9 protein-coding genes are annotated in these 12,361 nt (G+C 74.8%); 4 read left to right on the forward strand and 5 right to left on the reverse strand.

Annotation, left to right across the window (positions count from 1 at the left end; translation table 11 throughout):
* Positions 1-3: 3 nt before the first annotated feature.
* The 4 genes from sucC to ACFYYN_RS06185 form a co-directional block, all read right to left on the reverse strand.
* Positions 4-1,179 (reverse strand): ADP-forming succinate--CoA ligase subunit beta, encoded by a 1,176-nt coding sequence (gene sucC, locus ACFYYN_RS06170; protein WP_500332128.1) that lies wholly within the window; start codon positions 1,177-1,179, stop codon positions 4-6.
* A 341-nt stretch (positions 1,180-1,520) separates the two neighbouring features.
* Positions 1,521-2,714, reverse strand: a complete 1,194-nt coding sequence (locus tag ACFYYN_RS06175) for a VWA domain-containing protein (protein WP_500544826.1) — start codon at positions 2,712-2,714, stop codon at positions 1,521-1,523.
* Positions 2,711-5,026: a DUF5682 family protein gene (locus ACFYYN_RS06180; protein WP_500544868.1), complete on the reverse strand. Its 2,316-nt coding sequence runs from the start codon at positions 5,024-5,026 to the stop codon at positions 2,711-2,713. The genes ACFYYN_RS06175 and ACFYYN_RS06180 overlap by 4 nt, the downstream gene beginning before the upstream one ends.
* Before the next feature lie 5 nt (positions 5,027-5,031).
* Positions 5,032-6,120 (reverse strand): ATP-binding protein, encoded by a 1,089-nt coding sequence (locus ACFYYN_RS06185; RefSeq protein ID WP_500544827.1) that lies wholly within the window; start codon positions 6,118-6,120, stop codon positions 5,032-5,034.
* A 165-nt stretch (positions 6,121-6,285) separates the two neighbouring features.
* Here ACFYYN_RS06185 and ACFYYN_RS06190 point away from each other — a divergent pair, with 165 nt between their 5' ends.
* Together ACFYYN_RS06190 and ACFYYN_RS06195 are read left to right on the forward strand one after the other, a co-directional pair.
* Positions 6,286-7,656: an SWIM zinc finger family protein gene (locus tag ACFYYN_RS06190; RefSeq protein ID WP_500544828.1), complete on the forward strand. Its 1,371-nt coding sequence runs from the start codon at positions 6,286-6,288 to the stop codon at positions 7,654-7,656.
* 54 nt (positions 7,657-7,710) lie between these two features.
* A complete protein-coding gene (locus tag ACFYYN_RS06195) occupies positions 7,711-9,252 on the forward strand; it encodes a DUF5691 domain-containing protein (RefSeq protein ID WP_500544829.1) in 1,542 nt (513 codons plus the stop codon).
* Between the two features lie 74 nt (positions 9,253-9,326).
* On the opposite strand, the gene icmB is transcribed toward ACFYYN_RS06195, so the two are convergent.
* Positions 9,327-9,740 carry a coenzyme B12-dependent isobutyryl CoA mutase small subunit gene (icmB, locus tag ACFYYN_RS06200; protein WP_500367054.1) on the reverse strand — a complete coding sequence of 138 codons (414 nt, stop codon included), beginning with the start codon at positions 9,738-9,740 and terminating at the stop codon, positions 9,327-9,329.
* A gap of 241 nt (positions 9,741-9,981) precedes the next feature.
* On the opposite strand from icmB, the gene ACFYYN_RS06205 reads away from it, so the two are divergent.
* A complete protein-coding gene (locus ACFYYN_RS06205; RefSeq protein WP_500328054.1) occupies positions 9,982-10,800 on the forward strand; it encodes an esterase/lipase family protein in 819 nt (272 codons plus the stop codon).
* Positions 10,801-10,941: 141 nt separating this feature from the next.
* Positions 10,942-12,270, forward strand: a complete 1,329-nt coding sequence (locus ACFYYN_RS06210; RefSeq protein WP_500544830.1) for a M23 family metallopeptidase — start codon at positions 10,942-10,944, stop codon at positions 12,268-12,270.
* Positions 12,271-12,361 lie beyond the last annotated feature (91 nt).

Raw genomic sequence — 12,361 nt, forward strand, 5'->3', positions numbered from 1 at the left:
CCCTTACTTCGCAGCCAGCTCGGCGGCGCGCTCCGCGGCGCCGTCCATGGTGTCGACCTGCTCGACCAGCGGGTGGTTGGCGTCGGTCAGGATCTGCCGACCGAGCTCCGCGTTGTTGCCGTCCAGACGGACGACGAGCGGCTTGGTGACCTCTTCGCCCTTGGACTTCAGCAGCTCCAGGGCCTGGACGATGCCGTTGGCGACCGCGTCGCAGGCGGTGATGCCGCCGAAGACGTTGACGAAGACGGACTTGACGTCCGGGTCGCCCAGGATGATCTCGAGGCCGTTGGCCATGACCTCGGCGGAGGCGCCACCGCCGATGTCGAGGAAGTTGGCGGGCTTGACGTTGCCGTGGCCCTCACCGGCGTAGGCGACGACGTCCAGGGTGCTCATGACGAGACCCGCGCCGTTGCCGATGATGCCGACCTCGCCCTCAAGCTTGACGTAGTTGAGGCCCTTGGCCTTGGCCGCGGCCTCCAGCGGGTTGGCGGCGGCGTGGTCGACCAGCGCCTCGTGCTCCGGCTGGCGGAAGTCGGCGTTCTCGTCCAGCGAGACCTTGCCGTCGAGCGCGATGACGCGGCCGTCGGCGACCTTGGCGAGCGGGTTGACCTCGACGAGGAGCGCGTCCTCGGAGATGAAGGTCTTCCACAGGGTCTGCAGGATCTCGGTGACCTGGTCGGCGACGTCGGCCGGGAAGGCGGCCGCCTCGACGATCTCGCGGGCCTTCTGCGGGGTCACGCCCTCGATGGCGTCCACCGGGATCTGGGCGACGGCCGCCGGGTTGGTCGCCGCCACCTCCTCGATCTCCATGCCGCCCTCGACGGACGCGATCGCCAGGAACGTCCGGTTGGCGCGGTCGAGGAGGAAGGAGACGTAGTACTCGGAGGCGATCTCCGGGGCCAGCTCGGCCAGCATCACCTTGTGGACCGTGTGGCCCTTGATGTCCATGCCGAGGATCTGACCGGCCTTGGCCACCGCGTCCTCGGGGTCCGACGCCACCTTCACGCCGCCGGCCTTGCCACGGCCACCGGTCTTCACCTGTGCCTTGACGACAGCCTTGCCACCGAGCCGCTCCGCGACCTCGCGCGCCGCCTCAGGCGTTTCGATGACTTCACCGGCCAGCACCGGTACACCGTGCTTGGCGAAGAGGTCCCTCGCCTGGTACTCGAACAGGTCCACGCGCGTCCGTCCTTGGTTATCGCGGTTCGTTGTCTGCGTGCCGGGGCGGGTCGTCGCTGACGTCTTCGTAACGAACCATACGAACGGCCGTACGGGGGGCGCACACGTCGGCCGAGCACGCGGCATGTCCGTCTCGCAGGTTATCGCCGCGCGGGCGGCACGGGTAAATCCGAGATGGCGCGAGAGCGGTGAGAACGGTCACAGACCAGCCGTTCGGGGGGTTCCCGCGGCAGCGGGGACATGGGCGGGTCGCCACGGCGGCGGCCGCCGGAACGGGGTCCGCCGGGGCGAGGTCCGCTCACCGGGGGTGACGAGGCTGCTCCCACCCGCCCGTCCCGGCGTCACCCTCCAGGGGCAGGCTCGGGCACGGGCAGCGGCCGCTTCTCGATCGCGGCCGCCATGACCTCGGGGAAGAGATCCGGGGTGCAGGCGAACGCGGGCGCCCCCAGCGCCGCGAGCGCCGCCGCGTGCTCGCGGTCGTAGGAGGGCGCGCCCTCGTCCGACAGCGCCAGCAGTGCCACGAACTGCACACCGGACGCCTTCATCGCCGCGACCCGCTTGAGCATCCCGTCGCGTATGCCGCCCTCGTACAGGTCGCTGACGAGGACGACGACGGTCTCGGCGGGCCGGGTGATGAGGGACTGGCAGTAGGCCAGCGCCCGGTTGATGTCGGTGCCGCCGCCGAGCTGGGTGCCGAACAGCACGTCGACGGGGTCGTCCAGATGGTCCGTCAGGTCGGCGACCGCCGTGTCGAAGACGACCAGCCGGGTGTCGATGCTGCGCATGGAGGCGAGCACGGCACCGAAGACGGACGCGTAGACCACGGAGGCCGCCATCGAGCCCGACTGGTCGACGCAGAGCACGACGTCCTTGCGCACCGCCTGCGAGGCCCGGCCGTGGCCGATCAGCCGTTCGGGGACGACGGTGCCGTGCTCGGGCAGGTAGTGCCGGAGGTTGGCACGGATCGTACGGTCCCAGTCGATGTCCCGGTGCCGCGGGCGGTGGACCCGCGCCGAACGGTCCAGCGCGCCGGTGAGGGTGGCCCGGGTCCGGGTCGCCAGGCGCCGCTCCAGGTCCTCCACGACCTTGCGGACCACCGCCCGCGCCGTCTCCTTCGTCGTCCCGGGCATCACCTTGTTCAGCGAGAGCAGCGTGCCGACCAGGTGGACGTCGGCCTCGACCGCCTCCAGCATCTCCGGTTCCAGCAGCAGCGCGGACAGCCCGAGCCGGTCGATCGCGTCGCGCTGCATCACCTGGACGATGCTGCTGGGGAAGTACCTGCGGACGTCCCCCAGCCAGCGCGCGACCTGGGGCGCCGAGCCGCCCAGCCCGGCGCTCCGCGGGGGCGGTGCACCGCCCCCGCCGTGCGGGGCGGCCCCGTACAGCGCCTCCAGTGCCTGGTCCATCGCCGCGTCCCGGCCGGTGAGCCGCCGGCCCGTGCCGTCGGCGGGTCCGCCGCCGAGCACCATCCGCCAGCGCCGCAGCCGCTCGTCGGCGTCCGCGCCCGTGCCTGTGTCCGTGCCCGTGTCCGTCATGCGTCCCGGCCCCCGTCCTCTCCCCCGGGCCCGAGCAGCAGCCGTGCCGTGGACAGCGCCGCCTCCGCCCGTTCCTCGTCGAGCCCCGGAGCGAAGCCCGGCAGGCCCTCCCCCGCCGCCCCGCCGTCCGCTCCCCCGCCTCCCGGGCCGCGCCGCACCAGCTCCCCCACCGCGCGCCGCGCCCCCGGGTCGAAGCCGCCGAAGGTCCGCCGCAGCAGCGGCAGCACGTCGTCGAAGGCGGCCGCCGGCACCCCGGACAGCCAGCCGTCGACCAGCGCGAGCAGCCGCTCGTCGTGGACCAGCAGCATCCCGCCCCCGGCGAGGAAGCCCTCGACCCAGGCGGCCGCCTCCTGCGGCGCCGTGCCGTGCGACAGGGCGAGCCCCATCAGCCGGGCCACCTCCCCGGGCTCCAGGCGCGCGTCGTCGAGGAGCAGCCGTGCGGCGCTGCCCCGCAGCAGCCCCGGTACGCCGCGGTCGCGCACGGCCAGCCGCCGCAGCACACCGGCCCAGCGGTCGCGCAGCGCGTCGTCGCCGAGCAGGACCAGGGCCCGCTGCACCTCCGTGACATGAGCGCGCATCTCGGCGGCGCCGTCCGCGTCGAGCCCAGCGCACGCGGGCGGGAGCCCGACGCAGACGCGCTCCGCGAGCCCCTCGGCGACCTCGCGCAGCGCCCCTGCGTCCGTGCCCCGCACGTCGCCGTAGCGGAGGGAGCGCACCAGCGCGGGCAGTGCCTGGGCGAGGTGCGCGACGTCCACGTCGAGCGCCGCACGGTCGGCGAGCACCCGCATCACCGTCGGCAGGGCGTCCGCCAGCCCGGCGAGCAGGCAGCGTTCGGCGAGGCCCGTCACCTCGGCGAGCGCCCCCGCGTTCACCGCCGCGTCCTCGGCCCGGGCGGTGGCCGCGGACTCCACCGTGGTGCCCCACACCCCGGCCTCCGCGACCGCCACCGCGAGCTCCGGCTCCCAGCGCAGCCGCCAGCTCTCGCGGAAGGTGCCGGTGGCGGCCGTGCGGGACCGGCCTGGCTCGCCCCAGCCGACGCCGAGCATCCGCAGCCGGTGCAGCAGGCGGCTGCGTCCGGCGTCGGTGTCCTTGCGCAGGTCCAGGTCCACCTCCTTCTCCAGGGACTCCGGCTTGATCCGCAGCCTGCGCTGCTCACGCGCCAGGTCGCGGGCGAGGGGCACCGCCGGCGCACCCTCGGGGACCTCGCCCAGCATGTCCCCCACCACCAGCCGGTCCCGGATCAGCGCCAGCGGCACGTCAGATCCGTCGCACATCACCGCCCGTACCGCGTCCGTGGTCTCGCCGAGCCCGGGCAGCGGACGGCCGCGCAGGGTCGCGAGGGTGCCGGCGAGCCGTACCGCCTCGATGACGTGCGCGGAGGAGACCGGGAGGTCCTCCTCGCGGAGCAGGCCGGCGACCTTGGTCATCCACCGGGCGACGGGCCGGTCGGTCGAGGTGAACAGATGGCGGTACCAGCCGGGGGAGTCGACGCCCGCCCCGTAGCCACTGGCCCGGGAGAGCCTGCGGTGCGTCCAGGGCACCCAGGTGACCTCCACCTTCGCCTTGGGCAGGCCCTTGAGCAGGGCCCGGTCGGCGGTGACCCGGCCGTCGCCGGCGAGCGCGGGCACGTGCCAGGCCCCGCACACCACGGCCACGCTCGCGTGCGCGCGGCGCGCCTCCCGTATCCGCAGCCGCATGTGGGCCTCGCGCACCGCGTCCTGCGGGTGCCCGCCGTCACCGTAGGTCTCGCGCAGCGCGCCCATGGCCTCGGCGAGCGCCCCGAACGCGGCCAGCGGGTCGCCGCCCCCCTCGCCGTCCCGGCCGCGGTGCTCGACGGCGTCCTCCCACCACCGCTCCGGGTCGTCGTGGCCGGCCGTGCGCGCCAGCACGGCGAGCGGGTCGATGCGCGCGTCCGCCGCCTCCGCCTCTCCTTCTCCCCCCTCTTCCTCTCCCCTTCCCTCTCCTTCTCCTCGCTCGTCGCGGAGCAGGAGCGAGTGCGCGGCGGGCAGGTCGATGAAGCGCACCGGCACCTCGCGTCCGGCCGCCCAGCGGATCGCCGCCCACTCGGGGGAGAACTCGGCGAAGGGCCAGAAGCCGGCCCGGGACGGCTCGTCGACGACGTGGGCGAGCAGCGCGACCGGCGGCCGCATCCCGGGATCGGCGGCGAGCGCCAGCACCGCGTCCGCCTCCGGCGGGCCCTCGACGAGCACGATCCCCGGCTGCAGCCGGTCGAGCGCGGCCCGCACGCCGCGCGCCGACCCGGGGCCGTGGTGCCGCACCCCCAGCAGCGCCACCCCGTCCGCGGCGGTCACGGCGGTCACGGGGTCACCTCTCTGCAGGCGCGGTAGAAGTCCTTCCAGCCCTCCCGCTCGCGGACGACGGTCTCCAGGTACTCCTGCCAGACCACGCGGTCGGCGGCCGGGTCGCGGACCACCGCGCCGAGCAGCCCGGCGGCGACGTCCCCGGCGCGCAGCACACCGTCGCCGAAGTGTGCGGCCAGGGCGAGCCCGTTGGTCACCACGGAGATCGCCTCGGCCGTGGAGAGCGTGCCGGAGGGGGACTTCACCTTCGTGCGCCCGTCGGCGGTGACCCCGCCGCGCAGTTCACGGAAGACGGTGACCACCCGCCGGATCTCGTCCGCGCCCTCCGGGGCGGCCGGCAGTTCCAGCGAGCGCCCGAGCTGGCCGACGCGGCGGCTGACGATGTCGACCTCCTCCTCCACGGTCGCGGGCAGCGGCAGCACGACCGTGTTGAAGCGCCGGCGCAGTGCGCTGGACAGCTCGTTGACGCCGCGGTCCCGGTCGTTGGCGGTCGCGATCAGGTTGAACCCGCGCACCGCCTGGGTCTCGGTGCCCAGCTCCGGTATCGGCAGCGTCTTCTCCGAGAGGATGGTGATGAGGGTGTCCTGGACGTCCGCGGGGACGCGGGTCAGCTCCTCCACGCGGGCGATGCGCCCCTCGGCCATCGCCCGCATGACCGGGCTCGGGACCAGGGCCTCCGGGCTCGGCCCGTCGGTGAGCAGCCGGGCGTAGTTCCACCCGTAGCGGATGGCCTCCTCCGGCGTGCCCGCGGTGCCCTGCACGAGCAGCGTGGAGTCACCGCTGACGGCGGCGGCGAGGTGTTCGGAGACCCAGGTCTTCGCGGTGCCCGGGACACCGAGCAGCAGCAGGGCCCGGTCGGTCGCGAGCGTGCTGACCGCAACCTCCACGATCCGCCGCGGGCCCACGTACTTGGGGGTGACGACCGTGCCGTCGGGCAGCTCGCCGCCGAGCAGGTACGTGGCGACCGCCCACGGCGACAGGTTCCACCGGGCCGGGCGCGGCCGGTCGTCGGCCGCCGCGAGAGCCTTGAGCTCATGGGCGAACGCGTCTTCGGCGTGCGGCCGGAGTGCGGTGTCCACGGACATGGTTCTCCCCTGTTCTCACGTCGAGCGGATGGCGCGGACGCCCCGTCAGCCCCCCGCGGGGCGTCCGCGTTCCCACCATCGCGCACCCCACTGACAATCCCGTCCCGTCGTCAGGAACCCCCAGCTCAGGGCGGTTTGTCAGTGCCTGCCCGTAGCGTCGTGGCCATGGACGGGATGGACGGACAGCGGACGGAGCGGTGGACCGCCGACCAGGTCCTGGCACTCGCGCCCGACGCGTCGTCGCGCAAGGCCGGGACGGCGCTGGCGACGGCCGCCCGCTGGTCCGGGACGGGGTCCTCGGGCACGGCGGTGTGGGGGCTGTGCGCGGGCAGCGGCGGCACGCCGTACCGGGCGGTGGTCGACACCGCGGGGCCCGCCTTCAGCTGCGGCTGCCCCAGCCGCAAGTTCCCGTGCAAGCACGCGCTCGCGCTGCTCCTGCTGTGGGCGGGGGGCGAGGTCGGGCCGGCCGCACACGGGGGCGGCCGGCCCGACTGGGTCACCGAGTGGCTGGACGCACGCCGCGCGCACGAGGAGCGGACGCCCCCGGGCGGGCGCGGCACGTCCGGTGGCGGTGACCCGGAGGCGGCGCGCAGGCGGGCCGAGCGCCGGGCGGGGCGGGTGGCCGCCGGCGCCACGGAGCTGGAGCGACGGCTGGCGGATCTGCTGCGGGACGGCCTGGCGGGTGCGGACCGCGAGGGGTACCGGCGGTGGGACGAGACGGCCGCCCGCATGGTGGACGCCCAGGCTCCCGGGCTCGCCTCGCGGGTGCGCGAGCTGGGCGCGCTGGCGGGGTCGGGGGGCGACTGGCCGTCGCGACTGCTGGAGGAGACGGCGCTGCTGCATCTGCTGGCCCGAGGCTGCCTGCGACAGGACGCGCTGCCCGCGCCGCTGGCGGCCACCGTCCGGTCCCGGGTCGGCTTCACGGTGGACTCGGCGGAGCTCCTCGCGGGGCCGACGGTGCGGGACCGCTGGTTGGTCCTGGCGCGGCACGACACCGCCGACGACCGTCTCACCACCCGCAGGACCTGGCTGCACGGGGAGGCCACCGGCCGTACCGCGCTGCTGCTGTCCTTCGGGGCCGCGGGCCGGGCGCCGGAGCCCGCACTGCCGGTCGTCCTCGGCCTCGACGCGGAGCTGGCCTTCCACCCGGGGGCCCGTCCGCTGCGGGCGGTGCTCGGGCCGCGGCACGACACGCCGCTGCCCGGCCGCGTGCCGCCGGGCGTGCCGGTCGCCGCGGCACTCGGCGCGTACGGGGAGGCCCTGGCCGACGACCCGTGGCTGGACGCCTGGCCGGTCGTGCTCGCCGGCGTCGTGCCGATACCGGGCGGGACGGGCTGGCAGGTGGCGGACGCGGACGGCAGCGACGCCGTCCCGGTCGCGGCGGGCGGCGCCGGTGCCGGAGCGGGGCTGTGGCGCCTGGCGGCGGTCTCCGGCGGCCACCCGGTGACGGTGTTCGGCGAGCTCGGCCATCAGGGCTTCCGGCCGTTCACGGCCTGGGCCGGCGCGGGCGCGGAGCCGGTGCCGCTGACGGTGTGACCCCGGCCGGGCTCCCGCGGGCGGCCGCACGGAGACGACGACGAAGGAGGACCGATGACGACGACCTGGGCCGACCTGGTCGGCACCGCGCTCCTCGGCACCGACCGCAGGGGCGGCACACCCGAGGAGCTGCTGGACTCCGCCGCGCTCGCCGTCGTACGGCGCCGCGCCGGAGCACGGCCGGCAACGGCGGGGGCGCGGCCGGCCACGACGCCCCACGACCCGAGGCCGCCGCTGCCCGAGGCGGCGCGACGGCGCCTGTCCCTGCTGCTGGCGGACCGCTCGGCCGGGGGCGGCGGGGGCAGCCGGCGTGGCGCCGCCCCCAACCTCGCCGAGCTGCTGCCCCAGTGGCTCGCCGTGGCCAACGCCCGCGGCTGGGCGGCCCCGCCGGAGCTGCTTCCCGCGCTGCTGGACGCCGCCCGCGCACGCACCGACCTGCGGCCGGACGCCCTGGCGCTGGCGGGACCGCGCGGGCTGTGGCTGGCGGAGCTGAACGCCGACTGGCGGTTCGCGCTGCGCGCCGGGGCGCCGGGCGTCGTGCCGGACACCGGTGACCCGGACGCCGTGCGGACGCTGTGGGAGGAGGGGCTGTTCGCCGAACGGGTGGCCTTGCTGTCCCGGCTGCGGGCCCGCGATCCGCGGCAGGCGCTGGAGCTGCTGCGCTCGGGATGGGCCGCGGAGCGCGCCGAGGACCGGCTGATGTTCCTGGACTCGCTCCGTGAGGGCCTGTCGCCGCAGGACGAGCCGTTCCTGGAGCAGGCCCTCACCGACCGCAGCCGCAACGTGCGGGCCACCGCCGCGGAACTGCTGTCGGCCCTCCCGGGCTCCGCCCTCGCCGCCCGGATGGCCGCACGGGCCAGGACCTGCGTCGCGTGGGATCCGGGAGGCGGCCGGATCGGGGTGGAGGCGCCGTACGAGTGCGACGCGGCCATGGAGCGCGACGGCGTGGTGGCGATACCGCCCGCCGGGCGCGGGGAGCGGGCGTGGTGGTTCGGCCAGGTGGTGGACGCGGCGCCGCTCGTCACGTGGCGGGAGCGGTTCGGCGGCCGGACGCCGGAGGAGATCATCGCGCTGCCGGTCGCGGACGACTGGCAGGCGGATCTGCACGCGGCGTGGTGCCGGGCCGCGGTGCGCCAGGGGGACGCGGCCTGGGCACGCGCCCTGCTGGGCCCCACCCCGGCGCCCGCGACGGCGGTCAGTCCCGTCGGGGACCCGGCGAAGCTGCTGTCGATCCTCCCGGCCCCGGAACGGGCGGAGTGGGTGGCCCGCTTCATCGCGGCGCACGGCCTGTCGGAGGCGTTCCAGATGCTCGCGGTCTGCGCCGTGCCCTGGGCCGAGCCGCTGGGGGCGGCGGTGGTGGACGCGCTGGACATCGCGCGGGACGCGGGCAGCTACCCGTGGAGCTTCAGCGGGGTGATGGGCCTGGCCGAACGGTGCATGGACCCAGCGGAGGCCGACCGGGCGGCCCCGCTGGCCGCGGTGCCGGCCGAGTCCGCAGACACCTCACCGGGCGCCGGGGCGTACTGGGCGGAGGCCTTCCAGCGACTGGTCGGCACCTTGCGCCTGCGGGCCGCGATGCTGGCGGAGCTCGCCTGAGCCGGCGACCGGGAGCGGGCTACCGGGAGCGGGCGGCGGTCCGAGCGAAAGGCCCGCACCGCCGCCCGTGACGATCAGGCTTCGGCCGGATGGCGGATGTTGTCGTTCACCCAGGTGACGACGTCGCCGGTCGACGTGCCCGGGGTGAAGATCGCGGCCACGCCCAGTTCCTGCAGCGGGGCGATGTCGTCCTCGGGGATGATCCCGCCGCCGAACACCTTGATGTCCTCCGCGTCACGCTCCCGGAGCAGCTCGATCACCTTGGCGAACAGCGTCATGTGGGCTCCGGAGAGGATGGACAGCCCGACGGCGTCGGCGTCCTCCTGGATCGCGGTGTCCACGATCTGCTCGGGCGTCTGGTGGAGACCGGTGTAGATGACCTCCATGCCGGCGTCCCGCAGCGCTCGCGCGATGACCTTGGCCCCGCGGTCGTGGCCATCCAGGCCCGGCTTGGCGACCACCACACGGATCGGTCCGGACACTCCCATCGCTGCCTCCATACACGATTGCTGCGCTCAGCGGGCACATGTGTGAACGAACGTTATCGCCAGCATCCCCCGTGCGGACAGTTTCACGAAGGGCCCCGAGGGGGAAATCACACATGGGACACGTTCACGTTAGAAACGCGTTCGGCCCGTGGCCGTCCTTCGTTCAGCAGGCGACACGGGCCGTCGCGTTCTCGGCGCACGGGGGACAGGGCCGTCTCCGTGTGCCCACGGGAGGTAGGCCATGGGCGTCCTGTCTTTCGGTGTCGGAGACCGCTTGGTGCGCCAGGCGGCCTACGTACGAGCCGCGGCGATCGAGATCGCCATCCTGACCGGTCACGTTTTCCTCTACCCGACCGGAATCTTCCAGGAGCGCGGGCCGCAGTCGGCGGCCGGCGACTCCGAGGCGCCGCCACGCCTCCCCACCGCGGGCCGCAGCCACCCCCCGGTGCTCCTGCTGCACGGCTTCGTGGACAACCGTTCGGTGTTCGCGATGCTCCGCCGGTCGCTGCGACGGCACGGCTGGCCGCATGTGCAGGCGCTCAACTACTCGCCGCTGACCTGCGACATCCGTACGGCGGCGGCCCTCCTCGGACGCCACGTCGAACAGATCTGCGAGCAGACGGGGCACCGCCAGGTGGACATCGTGGGCCACAGCCTCGGTGGGCTCATCGCCCGCTACTACGCCCAGCGCCTGGGCGGCGACACACGCGTGCGCACCGTGGTCACCCTGGGCACCCCGCACGCCGGGACCCGCGCCGCGCCGCTGCTGAACCCGCACCCGATCGTCCGCCAGATGCGGCCCAACTCCGACCTCATCGAGGAACTGGCCAAGCCGGCGACCGGCTGCCGTACCCGTTTCGTGGCGTTCTGGAGCGATCTGGACGAGCTGATGAGCCCGGTCGAGGCCGCCCGGCTCGACCACCCGGACCTCATCGCCCGCAACGTCCACGTCGCGGGGGTCGGGCATCTGACCATGCCGGTCCACGCGGCCATCGCCGCCGGCATCCGGCAGGCGCTGCTGGGCGAGGAGCTGGCGTCGGGCGCCGTGGACGCCGCCTGACGGCCTTGCCCCCATAAGCATCGAAAGGCCATCGAACACAAGGCATCGGGGATACCCGAATCCCGCCGAAGATTGTGGGCGTCGCCCGCTGGGGGATACAGTCGCCGCTAATTCTCCTGCTGCCGAGGCGAAAGAGAAGCGGTGAACGACCGTCATCCGGCGGGGTACGCCCCCGAGTACAGCGGCTATGGGTACGAGGGGCATTCCGACGCCTCCTACGCGCCCATGGGCGCCGCTCACGCGGATGACGATCCACTCTTCGGCTCCTGCCAGGGCTACCCCGCCTACGACACGGGGTCCTACGCCACCGTCTCGTACGACACCACCGCGACCGGCTACTGGCCCTCGGGGCAGGCCGCCGGCACCGCCGCCTACGGCGACCACGTGGGCACGGCCACCGGCACCTGGTACCCGGACGCCACGCAGGCGCAGCCGGCGGCGGCCTACGACTACCCGCAGTACGAGCACACGGCCGTCCACACCGCCTACGAGGAGCCCGAGGCCGCTCACGCCCACGCTCCCGAGCCCGCCGCCCACGAGCAGCCGGACCGGTACGGGACCGGGACGTACGCCCAGGAGCACTACGAGGCCGACCGGTACGAGCCGGAGTCGTACGAGGCCGAGCAGTACGAGCCCTACGAGCCCGACGCCCACGACACCGCCGAGGACGACGCGGACCCGGAGCACGACACCGAGGACGGCGCCGCCCCGGCCGCCCTGCCGCGCCCGCGCAGCGGGAACGGCGTCGGGAGCCGTCGGCGCCGCCCGGCCCGGCGCTCCGCCCTGCTCACCGTCGCCGTCCCCTCCGTGGCGGTGATGGGCGTCGCCTGCGCGGCCGCCGTCACCGTCAACACCGACGACCCCGACAGCAGCCGCACCCAGGCCGACGGCGTGCCCGAGGCGGCCAACGCCCCGACCACGAAGCTCGACCAGCAGCTGGCCGGGGTGAACCGGGACGTCGACGACTTCACCGACCGGGCCAGCCGCAACCAGGAGCGCATCGACCTCAAGGAGCGCCAGGCGCTGGAGCGCGCGAAGAAGGCGGCGGAGGCGGCCCTCAAGGAGCAGCTGCGCCCCAAGTTCCTGCTCCCGGTCAAGCAGCACGGCCTGAGCGCTTACTTCGGTCAGGCGGGCGTGAACTGGATGTCGGTCCACACCGGCATCGACTTCCCGGTGGACTACGGCACGCCGGTGATGGCCGCGACCGACGGCGTCGTGCGCACCCAGTGGAACAGCGCCTACGGCAACATGGCGATAGTGACCGCCCCCGACGGCACCGAGACCTGGTACTGCCACCTGAGCAGCACCAAGATCCGCTCGGGCTCGGTCAAGGCCGGCGAGGTCATCGCCTACTCCGGCAATTCGGGCAACTCCACCGGGCCGCACCTCCACTTCGAGGTGCGTCCCGCGGGCGGCGCGGCCATCGACCCGCTGCAGTGGCTGCTGAAGCACGGGATCGACCCGCGCTGAGCCCGGGCGGGCCCCGCCGGAGCGGGACCGGGGCCGGAAGCGGTCCCGGAACCGGGCCCGGCCCGGACGAGGCCCGGGCGAGGACCGCTCC

Source organism: Streptomyces sp. NPDC001902 (genome assembly GCF_042891295.1).
Lineage (GTDB): Bacteria > Actinomycetota > Actinomycetes > Streptomycetales > Streptomycetaceae > Actinacidiphila.